The sequence below is a fragment of the Enterobacter sp. SGAir0187 genome (assembly GCF_002952735.2).
Classification (GTDB): domain Bacteria; phylum Pseudomonadota; class Gammaproteobacteria; order Enterobacterales; family Enterobacteriaceae; genus Enterobacter; species Enterobacter quasiroggenkampii.
In genome coordinates, this window is record NZ_CP025034.2 from 3,710,138 (window position 1) to 3,732,438 (window position 22,301).

At 54.4% G+C, this 22,301-nt stretch carries 17 protein-coding genes, 1 tRNA gene and 3 rRNA genes; 13 read left to right on the forward strand and 8 right to left on the reverse strand.

From position 1 onward, the window contains the following. Positions 1 to 235 precede the first annotated feature (235 nt). The 5 genes from CWR52_RS17950 to CWR52_RS17970 all read left to right on the forward strand — a co-directional run bounded on the left by CWR52_RS17950 (position 236) and on the right by CWR52_RS17970 (position 6,714). Positions 236 to 1,777: ribosomal RNA gene (locus CWR52_RS17950) — 16S ribosomal RNA — on the forward strand. Between the two features lie 85 nt (positions 1,778 to 1,862). Then, positions 1,863 to 1,938, forward strand: a tRNA-Glu gene (locus tag CWR52_RS17955). Between the two features lie 183 nt (positions 1,939 to 2,121). After that, positions 2,122 to 5,024: ribosomal RNA gene (locus CWR52_RS17960) — 23S ribosomal RNA — on the forward strand. A gap of 70 nt (positions 5,025 to 5,094) precedes the next feature. Further along, positions 5,095 to 5,210: ribosomal RNA gene (rrf, locus tag CWR52_RS17965) — 5S ribosomal RNA — on the forward strand. Together the 16S, 23S and 5S rRNA genes with 1 tRNA gene alongside form the textbook arrangement of a ribosomal RNA operon. Positions 5,211 to 5,418: 208 nt before the next feature. Then, the gene (locus tag CWR52_RS17970) at positions 5,419 to 6,714 is read left to right on the forward strand and encodes an MFS transporter (protein ID WP_104950315.1); all 1,296 of its coding nucleotides are present in this window, start codon (positions 5,419 to 5,421) and stop codon (positions 6,712 to 6,714) included. On the opposite strand, the gene CWR52_RS17975 is transcribed toward CWR52_RS17970, so the two are convergent. The 5 genes from CWR52_RS17975 to trxC all read right to left on the reverse strand — a co-directional run bounded on the left by CWR52_RS17975 (position 6,711) and on the right by trxC (position 12,432). Then, positions 6,711 to 7,034, reverse strand: a complete 324-nt coding sequence (locus CWR52_RS17975; RefSeq protein ID WP_045908525.1) for a YfiM family lipoprotein — start codon at positions 7,032 to 7,034, stop codon at positions 6,711 to 6,713. The two genes, CWR52_RS17970 and CWR52_RS17975, sit on opposite strands and share 4 nt — an antisense overlap. A gap of 45 nt (positions 7,035 to 7,079) precedes the next feature. After that, positions 7,080 to 8,435 (reverse strand): CDP-diacylglycerol--serine O-phosphatidyltransferase, encoded by a 1,356-nt coding sequence (gene pssA, locus CWR52_RS17980; protein ID WP_023331103.1) that lies wholly within the window; start codon positions 8,433 to 8,435, stop codon positions 7,080 to 7,082. 110 nt (positions 8,436 to 8,545) lie between these two features. Next, positions 8,546 to 11,209, reverse strand: a complete 2,664-nt coding sequence (locus CWR52_RS17985; protein ID WP_104950316.1) for a bifunctional acetate--CoA ligase family protein/GNAT family N-acetyltransferase — start codon at positions 11,207 to 11,209, stop codon at positions 8,546 to 8,548. Positions 11,210 to 11,244: 35 nt separating this feature from the next. Beyond that, positions 11,245 to 11,943 (reverse strand): tRNA-uridine aminocarboxypropyltransferase, encoded by a 699-nt coding sequence (tapT, locus tag CWR52_RS17990; protein WP_104950317.1) that lies wholly within the window; start codon positions 11,941 to 11,943, stop codon positions 11,245 to 11,247. Positions 11,944 to 12,012: 69 nt separating this feature from the next. After that, complete coding sequence (gene trxC, locus CWR52_RS17995; RefSeq protein ID WP_045908528.1) at positions 12,013 to 12,432, reverse strand: thioredoxin TrxC; 420 nt, start codon at positions 12,430 to 12,432, stop codon at positions 12,013 to 12,015. Between the two features lie 204 nt (positions 12,433 to 12,636). Between trxC and CWR52_RS18000 the strand changes: the two genes are divergently transcribed. Next, complete coding sequence (locus CWR52_RS18000) at positions 12,637 to 13,752, forward strand: tRNA/rRNA methyltransferase (protein ID WP_100121722.1); 1,116 nt, start codon at positions 12,637 to 12,639, stop codon at positions 13,750 to 13,752. A gap of 40 nt (positions 13,753 to 13,792) precedes the next feature. Here the strand turns inward: CWR52_RS18000 and ung are convergent, their stop codons facing one another. After that, positions 13,793 to 14,482 (reverse strand): uracil-DNA glycosylase, encoded by a 690-nt coding sequence (gene ung / locus CWR52_RS18005; RefSeq protein WP_023333064.1) that lies wholly within the window; start codon positions 14,480 to 14,482, stop codon positions 13,793 to 13,795. Between the two features lie 314 nt (positions 14,483 to 14,796). Here ung and grcA point away from each other — a divergent pair, with 314 nt between their 5' ends. Then, a complete protein-coding gene (gene grcA, locus CWR52_RS18010; protein WP_008502190.1) occupies positions 14,797 to 15,180 on the forward strand; it encodes an autonomous glycyl radical cofactor GrcA in 384 nt (127 codons plus the stop codon). Between the two features lie 51 nt (positions 15,181 to 15,231). Here grcA and srmB read toward each other — a convergent pair whose 3' ends face one another. Further along, the gene (srmB, locus tag CWR52_RS18015; RefSeq protein ID WP_104950318.1) at positions 15,232 to 16,560 is read right to left on the reverse strand and encodes an ATP-dependent RNA helicase SrmB; all 1,329 of its coding nucleotides are present in this window, start codon (positions 16,558 to 16,560) and stop codon (positions 15,232 to 15,234) included. Between the two features lie 132 nt (positions 16,561 to 16,692). On the opposite strand from srmB, the gene trmN reads away from it, so the two are divergent. Further along, complete coding sequence (gene trmN, locus CWR52_RS18020) at positions 16,693 to 17,430, forward strand: tRNA(1)(Val) (adenine(37)-N(6))-methyltransferase TrmN (protein WP_104950319.1); 738 nt, start codon at positions 16,693 to 16,695, stop codon at positions 17,428 to 17,430. Here the strand turns inward: trmN and nadB are convergent. Beyond that, positions 17,415 to 19,034 carry an L-aspartate oxidase gene (gene nadB / locus CWR52_RS18025; RefSeq protein ID WP_045908531.1) on the reverse strand — a complete coding sequence of 540 codons (1,620 nt, stop codon included), beginning with the start codon at positions 19,032 to 19,034 and terminating at the stop codon, positions 17,415 to 17,417. The genes trmN and nadB overlap by 16 nt on opposite strands. Before the next feature lie 343 nt (positions 19,035 to 19,377). Between nadB and rseD the strand changes: the two genes are divergently transcribed. The 5 genes from rseD to rseC are packed head-to-tail and all read left to right on the forward strand — an operon-like array spanning position 19,378 to position 22,141. Beyond that, positions 19,378 to 19,461 (forward strand): rpoE leader peptide RseD, encoded by an 84-nt coding sequence (gene rseD, locus CWR52_RS23600; RefSeq protein WP_223605340.1) that lies wholly within the window; start codon positions 19,378 to 19,380, stop codon positions 19,459 to 19,461. Then, positions 19,458 to 20,033 carry an RNA polymerase sigma factor RpoE gene (gene rpoE / locus CWR52_RS18035; protein ID WP_006176728.1) on the forward strand — a complete coding sequence of 192 codons (576 nt, stop codon included), beginning with the start codon at positions 19,458 to 19,460 and terminating at the stop codon, positions 20,031 to 20,033. Before rseD ends, rpoE begins: the two co-directional genes overlap by 4 nt. A 31-nt stretch (positions 20,034 to 20,064) precedes the next feature. Next, the gene (gene rseA, locus CWR52_RS18040) at positions 20,065 to 20,715 is read left to right on the forward strand and encodes an anti-sigma-E factor RseA (RefSeq protein WP_104950320.1); all 651 of its coding nucleotides are present in this window, start codon (positions 20,065 to 20,067) and stop codon (positions 20,713 to 20,715) included. Continuing rightward, positions 20,715 to 21,668 carry a sigma-E factor regulatory protein RseB gene (gene rseB / locus CWR52_RS18045; protein WP_104950321.1) on the forward strand — a complete coding sequence of 318 codons (954 nt, stop codon included), beginning with the start codon at positions 20,715 to 20,717 and terminating at the stop codon, positions 21,666 to 21,668. Before rseA ends, rseB begins: the two co-directional genes overlap by 1 nt. After that, positions 21,665 to 22,141, forward strand: coding sequence for a SoxR-reducing system protein RseC (gene rseC / locus CWR52_RS18050; RefSeq protein ID WP_032653064.1), 477 nt, complete (start codon positions 21,665 to 21,667; stop codon positions 22,139 to 22,141). Before rseB ends, rseC begins: the two co-directional genes overlap by 4 nt. The last annotated feature ends 160 nt before the right edge of the window (positions 22,142 to 22,301 follow it).

Genomic DNA, 22,301 nt, shown 5'->3' on the forward strand with positions numbered 1-22,301 from the left:
GTCAGCAGAGAAAAGCGAAAATAAACGCTTGACTCTGAAGCGGGAAGGCGTAATATGCACACCCCGCGCCGCAGCGAAAACGAAGCGGCACTGCTCTTTAACAATTTATCAGACAATCTGTGTGGGCACTCAAAGTGACATGGATTCTTAATGTCTTCGGACAATAAATGAATACCAAGTCTCTGAGTGAACATGCGTAATTCATTACGAAGTTTAATTCACGAGCATCAAACTTAAATTGAAGAGTTTGATCATGGCTCAGATTGAACGCTGGCGGCAGGCCTAACACATGCAAGTCGAGCGGCAGCGGAAAGTAGCTTGCTACTTTGCCGGCGAGCGGCGGACGGGTGAGTAATGTCTGGGAAACTGCCTGATGGAGGGGGATAACTACTGGAAACGGTAGCTAATACCGCATAACGTCGCAAGACCAAAGAGGGGGACCTTCGGGCCTCTTGCCATCAGATGTGCCCAGATGGGATTAGCTAGTAGGTGGGGTAACGGCTCACCTAGGCGACGATCCCTAGCTGGTCTGAGAGGATGACCAGCCACACTGGAACTGAGACACGGTCCAGACTCCTACGGGAGGCAGCAGTGGGGAATATTGCACAATGGGCGCAAGCCTGATGCAGCCATGCCGCGTGTATGAAGAAGGCCTTCGGGTTGTAAAGTACTTTCAGCGGGGAGGAAGGCGGTGAGGTTAATAACCTCACCGATTGACGTTACCCGCAGAAGAAGCACCGGCTAACTCCGTGCCAGCAGCCGCGGTAATACGGAGGGTGCAAGCGTTAATCGGAATTACTGGGCGTAAAGCGCACGCAGGCGGTCTGTCAAGTCGGATGTGAAATCCCCGGGCTCAACCTGGGAACTGCATTCGAAACTGGCAGGCTAGAGTCTTGTAGAGGGGGGTAGAATTCCAGGTGTAGCGGTGAAATGCGTAGAGATCTGGAGGAATACCGGTGGCGAAGGCGGCCCCCTGGACAAAGACTGACGCTCAGGTGCGAAAGCGTGGGGAGCAAACAGGATTAGATACCCTGGTAGTCCACGCCGTAAACGATGTCGACTTGGAGGTTGTGCCCTTGAGGCGTGGCTTCCGGAGCTAACGCGTTAAGTCGACCGCCTGGGGAGTACGGCCGCAAGGTTAAAACTCAAATGAATTGACGGGGGCCCGCACAAGCGGTGGAGCATGTGGTTTAATTCGATGCAACGCGAAGAACCTTACCTACTCTTGACATCCAGAGAACTTTCCAGAGATGGATTGGTGCCTTCGGGAACTCTGAGACAGGTGCTGCATGGCTGTCGTCAGCTCGTGTTGTGAAATGTTGGGTTAAGTCCCGCAACGAGCGCAACCCTTATCCTTTGTTGCCAGCGGTTAGGCCGGGAACTCAAAGGAGACTGCCAGTGATAAACTGGAGGAAGGTGGGGATGACGTCAAGTCATCATGGCCCTTACGAGTAGGGCTACACACGTGCTACAATGGCGCATACAAAGAGAAGCGACCTCGCGAGAGCAAGCGGACCTCATAAAGTGCGTCGTAGTCCGGATTGGAGTCTGCAACTCGACTCCATGAAGTCGGAATCGCTAGTAATCGTAGATCAGAATGCTACGGTGAATACGTTCCCGGGCCTTGTACACACCGCCCGTCACACCATGGGAGTGGGTTGCAAAAGAAGTAGGTAGCTTAACCTTCGGGAGGGCGCTTACCACTTTGTGATTCATGACTGGGGTGAAGTCGTAACAAGGTAACCGTAGGGGAACCTGCGGTTGGATCACCTCCTTACCTTAAAGAACCTGCCTTTGCAGTGCTCACACAGATTGTCTGATGAAAAGTAAATAGCAAGGCGTCTTGCGATTGAGACTTCAGTGTCCCCTTCGTCTAGAGGCCCAGGACACCGCCCTTTCACGGCGGTAACAGGGGTTCGAATCCCCTAGGGGACGCCACTTGCTGGTTCGTGAGTGAAAGTCACCTGCCGTCATATCTCAAAACTGACTTGCGAGTCACGTTTGAGATATTTGCTCTTTAAAAATCTGGATCAAGCTGAAAATTGAAACGACACATCTTTAATGGTGTGTTCGAGTCTCTCAAATTTTCGCAATCAGAAGTGAAACATCTTCGGGTTGTGAGGTTAAGCGACTAAGCGTACACGGTGGATGCCCTGGCAGTCAGAGGCGATGAAGGACGTGCTAATCTGCGAAAAGCGCCGGCGAGGTGATATGAACCTTTGACCCGGCGATGTCCGAATGGGGAAACCCAGTGCAATTCGTTGCACTATCGTTAACTGAATACATAGGTTAACGAGGCGAACCGGGGGAACTGAAACATCTAAGTACCCCGAGGAAAAGAAATCAACCGAGATTCCCCCAGTAGCGGCGAGCGAACGGGGAGCAGCCCAGAGTCTGAATCAGCTTGTGTGTTAGTGGAAGCGTCTGGAAAGTCGCACGGTACAGGGTGACAGTCCCGTACACGAAAGCACACTTGCTGTGAACTCGAAGAGTAGGGCGGGACACGTGGTATCCTGTCTGAATATGGGGGGACCATCCTCCAAGGCTAAATACTCCTGACTGACCGATAGTGAACCAGTACCGTGAGGGAAAGGCGAAAAGAACCCCGGCGAGGGGAGTGAAAAAGAACCTGAAACCGTGTACGTACAAGCAGTGGGAGCACCTTCGTGGTGTGACTGCGTACCTTTTGTATAATGGGTCAGCGACTTATATTCTGTAGCAAGGTTAACCGTATAGGGGAGCCGAAGGGAAACCGAGTCTTAACTGGGCGTTAAGTTGCAGGGTATAGACCCGAAACCCGGTGATCTAGCCATGGGCAGGTTGAAGGTTGGGTAACACTAACTGGAGGACCGAACCGACTAATGTTGAAAAATTAGCGGATGACTTGTGGCTGGGGGTGAAAGGCCAATCAAACCGGGAGATAGCTGGTTCTCCCCGAAAGCTATTTAGGTAGCGCCTCGTGAATTCATCTTCGGGGTAGAGCACTGTTTCGGCTAGGGGGCCATCCCGGCTTACCAACCCGATGCAAACTACGAATACCGAAGAATGTTATCACGGGAGACACACGGCGGGTGCTAACGTCCGTCGTGAAGAGGGAAACAACCCAGACCGCCAGCTAAGGTCCCAAAGTCATGGTTAAGTGGGAAACGATGTGGGAAGGCACAGACAGCCAGGATGTTGGCTTAGAAGCAGCCATCATTTAAAGAAAGCGTAATAGCTCACTGGTCGAGTCGGCCTGCGCGGAAGATGTAACGGGGCTAAACCATGCACCGAAGCTGCGGCAGCGACACTATGTGTTGTTGGGTAGGGGAGCGTTCTGTAAGCCGTTGAAGGTGTGCTGTGAGGCATGCTGGAGGTATCAGAAGTGCGAATGCTGACATAAGTAACGATAAAGCGGGTGAAAAGCCCGCTCGCCGGAAGACCAAGGGTTCCTGTCCAACGTTAATCGGGGCAGGGTGAGTCGACCCCTAAGGCGAGGCCGAAAGGCGTAGTCGATGGGAAACAGGTTAATATTCCTGTACTTGGTGTTACTGCGAAGGGGGGACGGAGAAGGCTATGTTAGCCGGGCGACGGTTGTCCCGGTTTAAGCATGTAGGCGGAGGTTCCAGGTAAATCCGGTACCTTTTAACGCTGAGGTGTGATGACGAGGCACTACGGTGCTGAAGTAACAAATGCCCTGCTTCCAGGAAAAGCCTCTAAGCATCAGGTAACATCAAATCGTACCCCAAACCGACACAGGTGGTCAGGTAGAGAATACCAAGGCGCTTGAGAGAACTCGGGTGAAGGAACTAGGCAAAATGGTGCCGTAACTTCGGGAGAAGGCACGCTGATATGTAGGTGAAGCCCCTGCGGGTGGAGCTGAAATCAGTCGAAGATACCAGCTGGCTGCAACTGTTTATTAAAAACACAGCACTGTGCAAACACGAAAGTGGACGTATACGGTGTGACGCCTGCCCGGTGCCGGAAGGTTAATTGATGGGGTTAGCGGTAACGCGAAGCTCTTGATCGAAGCCCCGGTAAACGGCGGCCGTAACTATAACGGTCCTAAGGTAGCGAAATTCCTTGTCGGGTAAGTTCCGACCTGCACGAATGGCGTAATGATGGCCAGGCTGTCTCCACCCGAGACTCAGTGAAATTGAACTCGCTGTGAAGATGCAGTGTACCCGCGGCAAGACGGAAAGACCCCGTGAACCTTTACTATAGCTTGACACTGAACACTGGTCCTTGATGTGTAGGATAGGTGGGAGGCTTTGAAGCGTGGACGCCAGTCTGCGTGGAGCCGTCCTTGAAATACCACCCTTTAATGGCTGGTGTTCTAACGTAGACCCGTGATCCGGGTTGCGGACAGTGTCTGGTGGGTAGTTTGACTGGGGCGGTCTCCTCCCAAAGAGTAACGGAGGAGCACGAAGGTTAGCTAATCCTGGTCGGACATCAGGAGGTTAGTGCAATGGCATAAGCTAGCTTGACTGCGAGAGTGACGGCTCGAGCAGGTGCGAAAGCAGGTCATAGTGATCCGGTGGTTCTGAATGGAAGGGCCATCGCTCAACGGATAAAAGGTACTCCGGGGATAACAGGCTGATACCGCCCAAGAGTTCATATCGACGGCGGTGTTTGGCACCTCGATGTCGGCTCATCACATCCTGGGGCTGAAGTAGGTCCCAAGGGTATGGCTGTTCGCCATTTAAAGTGGTACGCGAGCTGGGTTTAGAACGTCGTGAGACAGTTCGGTCCCTATCTGCCGTGGGCGCTGGAGAATTGAGGGGGGCTGCTCCTAGTACGAGAGGACCGGAGTGGACGCATCACTGGTGTTCGGGTTGTCATGCCAATGGCACTGCCCGGTAGCTAAATGCGGAAAAGATAAGTGCTGAAAGCATCTAAGCACGAAACTTGCCCCGAGATGAGTTCTCCCTGACTCCTTGAGAGTCCTGAAGGAACGTTGAAGACGACGACGTTGATAGGTCGGGTGTGTAAGCGCAGCGATGCGTTGAGCTAACCGATACTAATGAACCGTGAGGCTTAACCTTACAACGCCGAAGGTGTTTTGGCGAAGAGACAGACACGATTTTCAGCCTGATACAGATTAAACAGAATTTGCCTGGCGGCTTTAGCGCGGTGGTCCCACCTGACCCCATGCCGAACTCAGAAGTGAAACGCCGTAGCGCCGATGGTAGTGTGGGGTCTCCCCATGTGAGAGTAGGGAACTGCCAGGCATCAATTAGAAGAACCCCGTACCGTAAGGTGCGGGGTTTTTTGCTTTTGTTTTCCCACTCTGGCTTTTGTCTTAATCCCTTATCCTGCTAATGGAATGTGTGATCTCGGTCTCAATGTCATTTATAACAAAATTATAACATTTCATTTACGAGGTTATTGAGTCTCCTGGCTCAATACGCCGCAGTTTATGGCAGGAGCATAATTACAATGACAGAAAGCATGACATCAAACGGGACGCTGGCTCACAGTGATACCCGAAGAAGGGTATGGGCAATCATCAGCGCCTCTTCAGGGAATCTGGTTGAATGGTTCGACTTTTACGTCTACTCATTCTGTTCACTCTACTTCGCACATATTTTTTTCCCCTCCGGCAACACCACCACGCAGTTGCTACAAACGGCAGGCGTCTTCGCCGCAGGCTTCTTGATGCGACCCATCGGGGGCTGGCTGTTCGGCCGTATTGCGGATCGTCGCGGGCGTAAGGCCTCTATGCTGATCTCGGTGTGCATGATGTGCTTTGGCTCGCTGGTGATCGCCTGCTTACCGGGATATGCATCGATTGGTACCTGGGCACCGGCACTACTTTTGCTGGCCCGCTTATTCCAGGGATTATCGGTGGGTGGTGAATACGGTACCAGTGCAACCTACATGAGTGAAATTGCACTGGAAGGCCGTAAAGGTTTTTACGCCTCATTCCAGTACGTCACACTGATTGGCGGTCAACTGCTGGCCATTCTTGTGGTGGTGATCCTGCAGCAAATTCTGACGGACGAACAACTTCACGTCTGGGGATGGCGGATCCCTTTCGCAATGGGCGCTGTACTGGCGGTCGTTGCACTTTGGCTACGCCGTCAGCTAGATGAAACCTCTCAGAAAGAGGTCAGGATGCTGAAGGAGGCGGGAACATTCAAAGGGTTATGGCGTAACCGTAAAGCTTTCCTGATGGTGCTGGGCTTCACTGCAGGCGGCTCTCTCAGTTTTTATACGTTCACCACCTATATGCAAAAATACCTGGTAAACACCACCGGCATGCACGCAAACGTCGCCAGCGTGGTCATGACCGTGGCGCTGTTTGTCTTTATGCTCATACAGCCGATCGTCGGCGCGCTCTCGGATAAAATTGGCCGACGTACGTCGATGCTCATTTTTGGCGGATTGTCGGCATTATGTACCGTCCCCATTCTGACTGCGCTTCAGCATGTCTCTTCACCGTATGCTGCCTTTGCGCTGGTGATGGTGGCGATGGTGATTGTCAGTTTCTACACCTCCATCAGCGGGATACTGAAAGCCGAGATGTTCCCGGCGCAGGTCCGTGCGTTAGGGGTAGGGCTCTCTTATGCGGTCGCCAACGCGGTGTTTGGCGGATCGGCGGAGTACGTAGCGCTGTCGCTTAAATCATGGGGAAGTGAAACGACATTCTTCTGGTACGTAACGGGAATGGGGGCACTGGCGTTTGTTGTCTCGCTGATGCTGCATCGCAAAGGGAAAGGCATTCGACTTTAATACCGCGCCATCTGCCATACGGCATAGCCGGTCGTTGCACCGGCAACATCCCAGGCGAAATCTTTCCAGCTCCAGCCGCTCCCTGCGGGGCGGCTATCCCACAGTTCTTTTGATGCCCCAAGACTTACTGAGAACATCAGCCCGATCGCCGCGCTACGGTCCCGGCTGTATCCCTGATGCTGGGCATATTCATTCCCGGCTGCGGACAACATCGCGGAAGCGAGAAAATGCTGTGCTTTATCCTGTCCGGACCAGCTATCGTTGGCCATATGGCTACAGCCACTCAGGAAAATGACACTCAGTAACAGAGGAATACGCATCAACGGGCCCCATAAAAAAGCCCTGCGGGTGACAGGGCCTGGACATTACAGAATACGGCTGATAAGTCGGTCGATACGGATACGACGTAAGCGGCGAATAAGCTTGCGAACTTTCACCGGATAATCGGCAATGCTCTGCAGTTCGCGGTAGTGATTCACCACGGTTGTATGGGTGCGAATCAGCTCCAGCTCGCGTTCACGTTGGGCGGCTAACTCATGCTGCGGATCATGGATCAGGATAGCGTTTTCCAGATCCAGTCGCCACGCGCGCGGGTTCAGGTTGTTACCGGTCAGCAGCATCCATTCATCGTCGACCCACATGCCTTTCAGATGGTAACTATTGTCTTCATCTTTCCAGAGACGCACAACCAGCTGGTCAGTGTTGACGTAATACTGTAAGCGGCTCAGGAAACGGCGCAGGTTAATCTCATAGAGATAAGGCAATGCACCGATGATTTTGAACGGCTGATCTTCAGGTATGAAGAAGTCGTTTGCGGTTTTATCACCCACGATGATTTCCACCTTTTTACCGTCGCGCAGCAGCTGAATGATATTACGCACCAGCACGGCAGGAAGGTTGAAATACGGCGTGCAGATAGTGAGTTTCTGCTCCGCGCACGGCATCAGATGGAAAATCGTTTTGTTCAGCAGGCTTGATTTGCCGAGCCCTACCAGCGGGGTAACGGATAACTCTTCGTTGTTCGCATCGCCCTGGAAATGATAGACCGCATCGCGCAGCTCCTGGCGGAAGGCGCGAACATCATTTTTGATTTCCGGGCTTTTAGGGCGCTCGGGATCGTCAAGACGATTAACACCACGGCCATGAACCAGATTTTTATCAACCCAGTTGAACATGATATCGGCCATCTGCGGATTACGGATCAGATGGTAACGGTCGTAGCGATATTTATCGAGCTGATGAAGGTAGACATCATTGAGACTGGCGCCGCTGTAAAGCACGCTGTCATCGATGATGAACCCCTTGAAATGAAGAACGCCGAGTGCTTCACGGGTATTCACCGGGACGCCATAAACAGGCACGTCAACGCCAGGATTTTCCTGCGCCGTGCGGCAATACCAGTCAGCATTGGTGTTTGACGCTGCAGCGCCAATTCGGCCACGCTGAGCGCGATGCCAGTCTACCAGCACGCGAACATCCAGTTCCGGACGCTGACGTTTGGCTTCATAGAGCGCGTTCAGGATCGCGCGCCCGCCTTCATCCTGTTCAAGATACAGTGCCACAATGCAAATGCGTCGCGTGGCGCTGGCAATCTTTTCCAGAAGCGTCTCCCGAAAATGAGCGGGAGCGTAAAAGAACTCTACATCATCAACTGACTGAGAAATCTTCGGTAGTTGAGCAAGGTGTTGTTGATGTTTATTACGCTTAAATTTTGACAACATCACAGTGCGTTTCTTCTCTGTTCATTGAAGGGTTGTCTGTACTATGCAAACAACATAAGCGGACAATGATACCACCAGTCCCGTCCAAAGTGGGTAACATTTCCAGTAGCTTACTCGCGTTTGTCTGCTGATGTCAGACTGAGGGACAAGGCAACAATACCTTCGTCCAGCTGAATATCAACGTCAAAACCAAGTTTTCGCGCCAGGGTCACCATACCGCGATTGTTAGGCATAGTAATGCCATTAAGGCGTAACAATCCGTGATCTCGCGTATAACTGATGAGTTTTTCCAGCAGTCGTCTTCCCAGGCCCAGACCTTTTAGATCGGAGCGTACCAGCACGGCAAACTCCGCATCGACGTTATCTGGGTCAGAAATCGCACGCGTGACGCCGAGGATCTCATCACCCTTATCGGCGCGACGAACGGCAACAAACGCCATTTCTCGATCGTAGTCGATCTGGGTCATATTGGCTAAATCATCGTGGGTAAATTCGTTGATTTCGCTAAAATAGCGATAATAAAGATCCTCTTTCGTGACCTGAGAGATAAAGGCCCGCAACTGGGGCTCATCTTCCGGCAGAATAGGGCGGAACAAGGCCCGTTCCCCATTTTTCATCTCAACCCACTCTTCCAGCTGCAGGGGATACGGGCGGATCGCAAGACGGCTCTCTCTGTCTCCTTCAAAGGGCGCGATATCCAGGGTCACGTCCAGCGCCGTAAACTCATTGCCCGAGGCGAGCAGCGGATGAATATCCAGCCGCTGGATCTCGGCACAATCCACAATCAGGTTAGAGACCTGCACCAGGAACTGACTTAGCCCGGCAATATCAAGCGGACGCAGCGCGCTCCGGCCGCGGATCTTTTTGCTTTTGATCGCCTGGATAATCAGATAACGCGCCAGGTTCATGTTCAGCGGCGGTAACGCCACCACGGCCTGTTCCTCCGGGCGCCACTCCACACCACCTTCACCCAGCATGATGAGCGGGCCGAAGACGGGATCGTGTTCAACCACCACGCGTAACTCCTGAGCGCCTGCGCGGTTAGCCATGCTTTGTACAAGCAAGCCGTGGATCCTGGCCTGTGGCCACGCCATTTTGACCCGATCAAAAATGGCATCTGCGGCCTGCTGCACCTCTGTCGCCGTTCGTAGGTAGAGCATCACCCCCTGAACGTCAGACTTATGCGGGATATCCGGGGAGCGCAGCTTCAGGGCAACCGGATAGCCAATCTGCTCGGCAATATGCACGGCCTCAGCGCTGTCGCTGGCGATCCAGGTCGGCAGGGTCTGCATCCCGTAGCTGCCCAGAATGGGCTGGACTTCATGCGTATCCAGCGACGTTGCGCCTTCTTCGATTGCCTGCTGCAACAGCCGGTGAACGTCGACGGTATTGGCCGTCAGATTACCGGGCAACGCCGGCGTCTCGCGGAGCTGTTTCTGGTTGCGGCGATATTCCACCATGTGCATGAACGCGGTAATGGTGCCTTCCGGCGTGCGGTAGGTTGGCAGTCCGGCTTCGCTGAACAGGCGCCGGGCCTCCTGCGAAGAAAACTCACCGCACCAGTTGGTCAGCAGGGTGACATATTTGCCTCGCGGATGATTGCGCACGGCCTCAATGAGTGCGCGCGCGCTTTCGCTGCCCGGCGCGACCGCGCTGGGGGAGTGGATAATCATCAGCGCATCGAAATCCTGGCTATCCAGCAAAATGGAAATTGCCCTGATATAGCGGTCACTGCTGGCGTCATCGCGCAAATCAAGTGGATTGCCGGGCGTCACGCTGGTCGGAAGCGCGTCTTTCAGGCGCTGCAGCGTCTCTTCACTCAGCGTGGCCAGCTTGCCGAAACGCCGCCACAGCTCATCCAGGGCGAGTGCCGCAGGGGCGGCACCGTTACTGACAATCATTAACTTCTCACCGCGTAACGGGCGCATATGGCTTAACGTCTCAACGGCGGAAAAAAGCTCGTGCGTATCCTGTACCCGCAGCAAACCCGCGCGCTGAATGGCGGCGTCCCAGGCGGGATCCATGCCGGAATGCGACTGCAGCAGACGCTGAGCCGCAGGGCTGCGCCCGCTTTTGATCACCAGGATCGGCTTATTGCGCGACGCGCTTCGCGACGCCGAGACAAAACGACGCGCGTCGCTGAGGTGCTCAAGATAAAGCAGGATCGCACTGGTTTTACCGTCGCGCGCCAGAAAATCCAGCAGCTCATCAACGTCGATATCCAGACTGTCGCCGAGCGCAATGAAGTAGGAGAATCCCATTTCACGCTGCTGCGCCCAGTCGAGGATGGTGTTCGATACCGCAGCCGACTGCGAGATAAACGCGAGCTTGCCTTTGCGGATTGGAACTGGAGAGAAGCTGGCATTTAAGCCCTGCCAGGGGGCGAGCAGGCCGAGACTGTTTGGCCCAAGAATGCGCATTTGATAGCGGCTGGCGCAGGCCAGAAGCTCGGCTTTCTGTTCAGGCGGAGACGAGAGAATAATGCAAGTTTTACAGCCTTTCTTGCCGAGTGATTCCAGCAGTTCCGGATTCCGTTTCGCGTTTGTACACAGTACGGCCAGATCCGGTACGAAAGGCAGGCTCTGTACATCAGGCCATGCAAGCACTCCCTGAACCGCCTTATACGCCGGTGTGACGGGCATGACGGGGCCATTAAATCCCCCGGCCAGCAGGTTGCGCATCATCAGATAGCCAGCACGATCCGGTTTCATTGATGCGCCGATGACGGCAATGGATTTAGGACGAAGTAGCGCTTCTAACCCTCGCTGGCTCATGCAGGCCTCCTGTGAATGCAAGCGACCTGATGATTTTAAACGCTTTCCGCCTCGGCTGCTGTGACGCTGCCCTTATGAACGGTTTTTCCTGCCAGATAGCGTTCCCGGAAACAGGAGAAATGGTTGCCCAGGGCGCCAGCCGCAGCGGTATCACCCGCCAGATCCAGAAGCGCAATGGCCACTTCGGCGGTGCAGTATTGCCCGTCAGCATGCGCTTCACGCAGGCGATAGGCGGAGACGCGGGAAAGATCGACAGACATCACCGGCAGTGCGTCGAGATACGGGCTTTTACGGAACATTTTTCGCGCTTCGGTCCAGGTGCCGTCCAGCATAATAAACAGCGGTGGTTTACCGGCTGGCGGCGTCGAAAGCACCTGGCGATCGACACCTGCGTATGACGCAGGGAAAACGACCATCGGCTGATAGTCCGGGCTTGCCACTAAGTCGAGCAGCGCCTGAGGGGGCTCCGTGCGGGACCACTGAAATGCCGCGGTATCCGGCAGAATATCGGCAATGAGGCGACCTGTATTGCTGGGCTTCATTGGCTCGGTATCAAACATGACCAGACAAAAACGGCTCTGGGCCGTACTCGGCGCCAGCGTCTCGCACAGGCAAACCTTCAGCGGCAGCAGGCAGCGCTGACAGCGGCGAATACGGTTTCCGCGCGCGAGGAAGGGGCGGGTAGCGCGCGCAAGGCGTTCGGCGCGTAATTGAAGAACAGCGTTATCAGTCATGGGCGAAATGCAGGAAAAACCCTATTTTCGCAGAGGCGAGAACGGGGCACAAGATGTGCCCTGAGAATGTTACAGCGACTCGTTTAACCAGCTTTCAAAAGGCGCTTTAGGCACCGCACCGTTGAGCATATCGAGCACTTCACCATTTTTGAAAATCATAATGGTCGGGATGCTGCGAATGCGAAAACGGGCGCTCAGTTCGGGCTCAGCTTCTGTATTGACCTTCACGAAACGTATTTTTCCGCTGCGCTCTTCGGCCACGTCTTCGAAGATCGGCGCGAAGCTCCGGCATGGGCCGCACCAGGGCGCCCAGAAATCAACCACAACAGGAAGATCGTCCTTGAGGAGTTTGTCCAGCGTAGCACCCGTCGCGTTAATGACCTCGCCATCAAACAATTCATGGCCGCAGCGTCCGCATTTCGCACCATCTTCAATCCGATCGTCCGGAATGCGGTTAAGAGCCTGACAGTTGGCACATACGGTATTCATAACTAACCTCTGATAGAGCCGTGGGACAGCGGCAAAACGCCGATAATGTTTCTAATATGTTACATATTATCAATGAGCCTGTTTGAAACAACAATGCGTTTTATTCAATAAGAACAATAGTCACAGGCTTTTGTACGAAATTATGGCTATGCGCTGGCACATCGGGTAATCTGCGCGCTTCGCGCAGCGCTGGTGGAGAAAAGCATGAACGACGAAATGAAAAATAAAAGCGGCAAGGTCAAAGTGATGTATGTCCGCAGTGATGATGACTCTGATAAACGCACCCAAAATCCGCGTACCGGAAAAGGTGGCGGGCGTCCGGCGTCTTCTCGTGCAGACGGTGGCCGTCGCCCCGCCCGCGATGACAGAAACAACCGCGGTGATGACCGCAAACGTGATGACCGCAAACGTGATGACCGCAAGCGTGACGATCGCAAACGCGATGACCGTCCGCGGGATGACTTCTCACGTGATAACGCCTCCCCGTGGCGCACCGTTTCTCGTGCCCCTGGCGACGAAACGCCAGAAAAGGCCGATCACGGCGGTATTAGCGGTAAAAGCTTTATCGACCCGGAAGTGCTGCGCCGTCAGCGTGCGGAAGAGACTCGCGTGTATGGTGAGAACGCCTGCCAGGCGCTGTTCCAGAGCCGTCCTGAATGTATCGTCCGCGCCTGGTTTATTCAGAGCGTAACCCCGCGCTTTAAAGAAGCGCTACGCTGGATGGCGGCAAACCGCAAAGCCTACCACGTGGTTGATGATGCCGAGCTGACCAAAGCATCAGGTACCGAACACCACGGCGGCGTCTGCTTCCTGATCAAAAAACGTAACGGTACGACCGTTCAGCAGTGGGTCAGTCAGGCGGATGCCGATGACTGCGTGCTGGCGCTGGAGGACGTGGGTAACCCGCATAACCTGGGCGCAATGATGCGCAGCTGCGCGCACTTTGGCGTGAAAGGCGTGCTGTTGCAGGATGCCGCGCTGCTGGAATCCGGTGCCGCGATCCGTACTGCGGAAGGCGGAGCCGAACACGTACAGCCGATCACCGGCGACAGCGTGCTGGATGCCCTTGAGCAGTTCCGTAAAGCGGGTTATTCCATCGTGACCACCTCGAGCCATGCCGGTACGCCGCTGTTTAAAGCGACGCTGCCACGCAAAATGGTGCTGGTGCTGGGTCAGGAACGCGATGGTCTGTCTGATGCGGCGCTCTCCAGTGCGGATCTGAGCGTCTCTATTGATGGGACAGGCAATGTGGAAAGTCTGAACGTATCCGTTGCGACCGGTGTACTGCTGGCCGAGTGGTGGCGTCAGAATAAGGCATAAGCCTCTTCATGTGCCGGGGCCGACCCGGCACATTCAAATACTATTCGCTCTCTGCCGGTAACACAGGCATCCAGTCAATGGGCGTTTCGCCACGTTTTTCCAGCCATTCGTTCGCCAGAACAAAATGATTACTGCCAAAGAAACCGCGATGTGCAGACAGCGGTGACGGGTGCGGCGCTTTCAACACGTGATGACGCTGACGGTCAATAATCGCCCCTTTCTTCTGCGCGTGCGATCCCCAAAGTAAAAACACGACCCCTTCACGGTGTTCGTTGATCAGGCTGATGACTTTATCGGTGAACGTCTCCCAGCCCAGGCTGGCGTGCGAGTGCGCCTGGCCGGCCCGAACGGTGAGTACCGTGTTCAATAACAGCACGCCCTGACGCGCCCAGCTTTCCAGGTAGCCATGGTTTGGCCGGGTAAACCCGGGCACGGTTCCCTCAAGCTCTTTATACATATTGAGCAGAGAAGGGGGGATCGCCACGCCGGGACGTACGGAAAACGCCAGCCCATGCGCCTGGCCCGGGCCGTGATAGGGATCCTGGCCCAGAATGACCACTTTCACATCGCTCAGTTCGGTGTAGCGAAAGGCGTTGAACACATCTTTCTGCGGCGGGTAAATCGTCTGTCCGGACTGGCGCTCAGCCGCAACGGTGCTGAGCGTATTGATAAAATAGGGCTGCTGCTTTTCTTCTGCCAGCACGTCATGCCAGGTTAAAGGTGTCGTCATCTCGCTCTCCTGCGAATTTCAATCTCTGACTAGCTTACCTGTTAAAGCCCGGTGAGCAAAATAGCACACTGAAATGCGCGCTAAGTGGCTAAATTTATGTTGAAAATGTGCAGGTTAAATTGAATTGGTAAGGTCGTGAAATTGATCTAAAGCAATAAATTCAAACCACACTCTTTATGTGGTTGGTGTTTTTGTTGATTTAAATCAATAAATCACCGGGGTGTGAATGATATATATACACACAAGAAACAATGGTTTTACCAATTGGCCGCGAGAGGCCGACATCAGTTAATGTAGCCTAAGGGAGGCAACACATGATTACAGGTATCCAGATTACTAAAGCTGCAAATGACGATCTGCTCAACTCTTTCTGGCTGCTGGACAGCGAGAAAAACGAAGCGCGCTGTGTCGTCGCGAAAGCGGGTTTTGCTGAAGATGAAATCGTGCCGGTGAGCAAACTGGGCGAAATCGAATACCGTGAAATTCCAATGGAAGTGAAACCGGAAGTGCGCGTGGAAGGTGGTCAGCACCTGAACGTAAACGTACTGCGTCGCGAAACGCTGATGGACGCGGTTGAACACCCAGAAAAATACCCACAGCTGACCATTCGCGTGTCCGGCTATGCGGTACGCTTCAACTCTCTGACCCCAGAACAGCAGCGCGACGTTATCGCGCGTACCTTTACTGAAAGCCTGTAAGGCTTCAGCTACGGGGGGAATAAAAAAGCCGGGGATTTCCCCGGCTTTTTTTTACTCTTCCGTTTTTGTCTCTGGTGCGGCAGAGCTTGGCTTACGGCGCTTACCAATATTTTTGGTGTCGCGGTGGCGCTGCTTCACGCGTGGTTTCTCTTTTTCTTTCTCTTTTCTCTCAGCACGTTTCGCGAGCGCTTTCTTGGACGGTTTACCCGTCATTTTTTCACTCGGCGCACGTGTGGTTGGGCGCAAGCCATCAATAACCCGCGCTTTCAGCGGCTCGTCAACATAGCGGCCAATTTTCTGCAGCAGCAGGTAGTCATGCGCTTCGACCAGTGAGATAGCAATCCCTTTGCGGCCCGCGCGGCCGGTACGGCCAATACGGTGCAGATAGGTATCGCCGCTGCGCGGCATATCGAAGTTAATGACGTGGCTGACGTCAGGGATGTCGATCCCGCGAGCGGCAACGTCTGTGGCAACCAGCACGTTAACGCGGCCATCGGTCAGGCGCTTAATGCCTTCGGTACGCTTGATCTGCGCCATCTCGCCTTCAAGATAGCAGTTGTTGATCCCGGCGTTACGCAGCATTTCTGCCAGCTCGTGCACGCGCTCGCGCTTACGCACAAACACGATTGTGCGCAGCGCATCTTCCTGCTTCAGCAGGTGTTTGAGCAATTCGACCTTGTGCTCAAGGTTGTCCGCGCGGTAGTACCACTGGTGGATCTTCTTACGCTCACGGGTGGACGGCGTCGCCGACACTTCTACCGGATCTTCCAGCAGACGCTCTGCGAAGTCTTTAATCGCTTCCCCTTCAAGGGTGGCAGAGAACAGCATCGTCTGGTCACGCCAGCGCGTTTCCCCGGCAATGTGCTCGATATCCTGTGCGAAGCCCATGTCCAGCATACGGTCGGCTTCGTCGAGGATCAGCGTTTCAACCGCGCGGCAGTCGAAGTTCTCTTCTTTAATGTACTGCAGCAGGCGGCCCGTCGTCGCAACGACGATGTCCTGGTTTTCGCTGAACACTTCGGCGTGGTTCATATACGCAACGCCGCCGGTGATGGTAGCGATATCCAGATGGGTATTTGCCGCGAGTTCACGCGCGTGATCGGCCACCTGCATGGCCAGTTCACGCGTCGGCGTCAGGATTAAAATACGCGGCGGGCCAGATTTTTTACGTGGAAAATCGAGCAGATGCTGCAACACAGGCAGCAAATAGGCTGCTGTCTTCCCCGTGCCGGTTGGCGCAGAACCGAGCACATCGCGGCCCTCAAGCGCAGGCGGAATGGCCGCTGCCTGAATGGCGGTCGGGCGTGTAAAGCCTTTGCTCTCAAGTGCATTGAGCAGGCTTTCATCGAGTTCAAGTTCGGAAAAAGTCGTTACAGTCATGTTCTACCTCTGTGTGGGGCGCTGATTATAGACGTTACGGCTGTAATCTTCATCTGTTTGTATGGATATCGCTTTTCGGCCACTTCGCTTTCCCCTATGCTACTCCAGTTTCACTTAGAAGGTTGCTCCGACATGTCTCAACTCAAAGCGCAGCTGCGCCGCGATGGTTTTACGTTTAAACAATTTTTTGTCGCTCACGATCGCTGTGCCATGAAAGTCGGTACAGACGGTATTTTACTGGGCGCGTGGGCACCTGTCGCAGGGGTTAAGCGTATTCTTGATATCGGTACCGGCAGCGGGCTGGTGGCGTTAATGCTGGCGCAGCGTACGGAAGAACATGTCACCATTGATGCCGTCGAGCTGGATGCGCAGGCGGCAGAGCAGGCAAGTGAAAACGTGGCCGAATCCCCCTGGGCTGCCCGCATGAAAGTGGACTGCGCCGATGTGCTCGCCTGGGCGCCTGAACAAACCGCGCGTTACGACCTGATCGTCAGCAACCCTCCCTACTATGCGCCCGGCGTTGAGTGCGGGACACCCGAGCGTGAACAGGCGCGTTATACCGGCTCCCTCGATCATAAAGCGCTGCTCACCAGTGCGGCGGAACTCATCTCCGAAGAAGGTTTTTTCTGCGTGGTCCTGCCTGAGAGTACCGGCAACACGTTCATCGGTATCGCGCAGGAGATCGGCTGGACGTTACGTCTGCGTACCGATATTTCGGATACGGAAGGACGGCTACCGCACCGCGTGCTGCTGGCGCTCTCGCCGAAAGAGGGGGAATGCTTTAACGATCGAATGGTGATCCGTGGGCCAGACCAGCGTTATTCCGAAGATTACACTGCTCTGACCCAGGCGTTTTATCTGTTTATGTAAACCTGCGGGGCGAGGATCGACGGGCCGGATTCCGCAAGCTGATCCGGATAGTCCAGCGTATAGTGCAACCCGCGGCTCTCTTTACGCATCATCGCGCAGCGAACAATCAGCTCGGCAACCTGCACCAGATTGCGCAGCTCCAGCAGATTATTCGATACGCGGAAATTGGCATAATACTCATCAATTTCCTGCTGCAGCATCGTGATGCGGCGCAGCGCGCGCTCAAGACGTTTCGTGGTGCGCACAATCCCGACGTAATCCCACATGAACAGCCGTAGCTCATGCCAGTTATGCTGGATCACGACCAGCTCGTCCGGATTTTCCACGCGGCTTTCATCCCAGGCAGGCAGGCGCTCTGTCTCGCGGGCGTAGGGCATGCGTTTGGTGATGTCTTCTGCGGCCGACCAGCCGTAGACCAGGCACTCAAGCAGCGAGTTAGACGCCATACGGTTCGCGCCATGAAGCCCGGTATAGCTGACCTCACCGATAGCATACAGGCCATCGACATCGGTACGCCCATGATCGTCAACCATCACCCCACCACAGGTATAGTGGGCGGCTGGCACAATCGGCACCGGATCGCGCGTTAAATCGATGCCAAGGTTGAGCAGTTTTTCGTAAATCATCGGGAAGTGCTGGCGAATAAACTCTGCAGGCTTGTGGCTGATATCAAGATACATGCAATCCACGCCAAGACGCTTCATTTCATGGTCGATGGCGCGGGCAACGATATCGCGTGGGGCCAGTTCGCCACGAGAGTCAAAGTCCGGCATAAAGCGGGTGCCGTCAGGGCGTTTCAGATAGGCACCTTCGCCGCGCAGGGCTTCCGTCAGCAGGAAGTTGCGTGCCTGAGGATGGAACAGGGCGGTTGGGTGAAACTGATTGAACTCAAGGTTCGCCACCCGGCAGCCGGCGCGCCAGGCCATCGCGATACCGTCTCCGGAAGCAATGTCCGGGTTCGTGGTGTACTGATACACTTTAGAGGCACCGCCCGTGGCCAGCACTACAGCTTTCGCCTGGCAAGTTTCCACCTTCTCTTTATTGCGGTTCCAGACCCAGGCGCCCACCACGCGACGCGTGCCCGGCAGGCCAATCTTGTCGGAGATAATCAGGTCAACGGCGTTACTTCGTTCAAGCACCCGAATATTAGGATGGCTCAGCGCCTTGCCGACCAGCGTGGTCTCCACTTCTTTCCCGGTGGCATCCGCTGCGTGCAGGATGCGGCGGTGGCTATGGCCGCCTTCGCGCGTCAGATGGTAGCTCTCTTCACCGTTGGGTTGAACCTGCGTATCGAATAAGACGCCCTGGTCGATGAGCCACTGCACGCAATGGCGGGCATTGCTGGCGACAAACTCTGCGGCGTGCGCATCCACGATCCCTGCCCCGGCAATCAGCGTATCGTCGACGTGGGAAGCAATGCTGTCTGTCTCATCAAACACGGCGGCAATCCCGCCCTGGGCATAAAACGTGGAACCCTCGCTTATCGGCCCTTTACTCAGAACGATAACGTTTTGATGCTCGGCCAGGCGTAGCGCCAGAGAGAGACCGGCAGCGCCGCTGCCGATGATCAGTACATCACAATGGAGTTCAGGTGTTGTGTTCATGATTGTTGTTTAATTTACTAAACAGTGTCAGGTCAGAATAGCACCTGAATGCGATTTATCGCACGTTTTTTTTAATGGCTGTTGCAATGACTAAACGCGTAAGCAGCGGTAAACGGAGGGTAAATGAGTGAAATTATTTTGCGAAGCAGATCGTTAGCGTCAGATTTTGTGATGAAATAAAGACTGGGTTGCGTTACTCTTCTGGCGGGAAAAAGATGTTTCTTGTCAGAAAGTGGTGCGTATCGTGAACAGACTTATAATGAGAGAAAATGAACAGTCTGCGGCGCGATGAACAAAAACAAAGGCGTTACGGAACTTATTGAAGATCAGACACTCTAATTCGGTGCTTGCTCAAAGTGCGGTATTTTTAGAGTGGCGTTTCGATAACGCGTGGAATTTAGGTTTGGGGAGACATTACCTCGGATGAGCGAGCAGTTAACGGACCAGGTCCTGGTTGAACGGGTCCAGAAGGGAGATCAGAAAGCCTTTAACTTACTGGTGGTGCGCTACCAGCATAAGGTGGCGAGCCTGGTTTCCCGCTATGTACCGTCAGGCGATGTGCCTGATGTGGTGCAAGAGTCTTTTATTAAGGCCTATCGCGCGCTGGATTCGTTCCGGGGAGATAGTGCTTTTTATACCTGGCTGTACCGTATTGCGGTCAATACGGCAAAGAATTATCTGGTCGCTCAGGGCCGTCGTCCGCCTTCTAGTGATGTGGACGCAATCGACGCCGAAAACTTCGAAAGTGGCGGCGCATTGAAAGAAATTTCGAACCCTGAGAACTTAATGTTGTCAGAAGAACTGAGACAAATCGTTTTTCGCACGATCGAGTCGCTCCCGGAAGATTTACGCATGGCAATTACGTTACGGGAGCTGGATGGTCTGAGCTATGAAGAGATAGCCGCTATCATGGATTGTCCGGTCGGCACGGTACGTTCACGAATTTTCCGTGCGCGAGAAGCTATTGATAATAAAGTTCAACCGCTTATCAGGCGTTGACGATAGCGGGATACTGGAAAAGGTATTAGGCATGCAGAAAGAAAAACTTTCCGCTTTAATGGATGGTGAAACGGTGGATAGTGAGCTGCTCAACGAGCTGTCTCATTCTCCCGAAATGCAAGAGACCTGGGAGAGTTACCATCTCATCCGTGATACCCTTCGCGGTGACACCGGCGAGGTTCTCCATTTCGATATCTCAGCCCGCGTCATGGCGGCGATTGAGAATGAGCCTGTTCATCAGACCACTCCGCTGATTCCTGAAGCTCAACCCGCGCCTCACCAGTGGCAGAAAATGCCATTCTGGCAAAAGGTGCGTCCGTGGGCCAGCCAGCTTACCCAAATGGGTGTGGCTGCATGCGTATCGCTTGCAGTTATCGTTGGCGTCCAGCACTATAATACTCAGTCTGAAACTAATCAGCAGCCAGAAGCGCCAGTGTTTAACACACTGCCGATGATGGGCAAAGCCAGCCCGGTAAGCCTGGGCGTACCGGCTGATGCTTCCGCCAACGGCGGCCAGCAACAGCAGGTTCAGGAGCAGCGCCGTCGCATTAATGCGATGTTGCAGGATTACGAGTTGCAGCGTCGTCTGCACTCTGAACAGCTTCAGTTTGAGCAGGCGCAGACACAGCAAGCTGCTGTGCAGGTGCCCGGAAACCAAACTTTAGGAACGCAATCGCAGTAATGAAGCAACTTTGGTTCGCCATGTCTCTGATGGCGGGTAGCCTGTTCTTCTCTGCCAACGCCTCGGCTGATGTATCATCCGGGGCGTTGTTGCAGCAAATGAATCTGGCCAGCCAGTCACTCAATTACGAGTTGGCATTTATCAGCATCAATAAGCAGGGCGTCGAGTCTTTACGCTATCGCCATGCCCGTCTTGATAACCAGCCGCTCGCCCAGCTTTTACAGATGGATGGCCCGCGTCGGGAAGTTGTCCAGCGTGGTAACGAAATCAGCTATTTCGAGCCAGGCCTGGAGCCTTTCACGCTGAATGGCGACTATATCGTTGATTCTCTGCCGTCACTCATTTACACCGACTTCAAACGGCTGGCCCCTTACTACGATTTTATCTCGGTAGGGCGTACGCGTATTGCGGACAGACTGTGTGAGGTGATCCGCGTTGTCGCCCGGGATGGAACGCGCTACAGCTATATTGTCTGGATCGACGCGGACACCAAACTCCCCATGCGTGTAGACCTGCTTGATCGTGACGGTGAAACGCTGGAACAGTTCCGCGTTATCTCCTTCAGCGTGAACAATCAGGTTGGCAACAGCATGCAGAATCTGGCTAAGGCCAGCCTGCCGCCGCTGCTTTCCGTTCCGGCAGGCGATTCCGTTAATTTCAACTGGGTACCTGCCTGGATCCCACAAGGGTTTAGCGAAGTGTCCAGCAGCCGTCGTCAGCTGCCAACGATTGAAACGCCGGTGGAATCGCGCCTCTATTCCGATGGTTTGTTTAGCTTCTCGGTGAATATCAATCGCGCAACGGCAAACAGCGCCGAACAAATGCTGCGTACCGGGCGCCGTACGGTGAGCACAACGGTACGCGATAACGCAGAGATCACCATTGTGGGGGAACTTCCTCCGCAAACGGCGAAGCGCATCTCCGACAGCATTAAATTCAGGGCCGCACAATGATCAAAGAGTGGGCGACAGTTGTCTCATGGCAAAACGGCATTGCGCTGGTGAGTTGCGATGTAAAAGCCTCGTGCAATAGCTGCGCATCCCGAGCCGGTTGCGGCAGCCGCGTGCTGAATAAGCTCGGGCCGCAAACATCGCACACGATTTCTGTGCCAAGCGAACAGCCGCTGATGGCCGGGCAGAAGGTTGAACTGGGCATCGCGGAAGGCAGTCTGCTCAGCTCTGCCATGCTGGTCTATCTCTCTCCGCTGATCGGGCTGTTTATTATGGGCGGCGTTTTCCAGATGCTGTTTGGCACCGACGGAGCCGCCATGTGCGGTGCCGCATTAGGGGGGCTGGGGGGATTCTGGCTTGCCAAAGGCCTCTCCCCGACGCTTGCCGCGCGCGAGGAGTGGCAGCCTGTCATTCTCAGCGTTGGGCTGGCGCCAGACCAGCTTCGCGTCGAGACGCTCTCTTCTGAGGCCCGGTGATTCATCGGGCTTTATCATTTTTACGTCTTAAAACAGAAAACGTCCTTTCTTCACGCTATACCCGGCGCTAAGTCCATTTCCAGGTAGCGGAGATGTAGTGTAGAATGCTGCGTTTTCGCACTGAAAAACGTCAGGCTAAGAACAGCGGCCTCCAGGAATT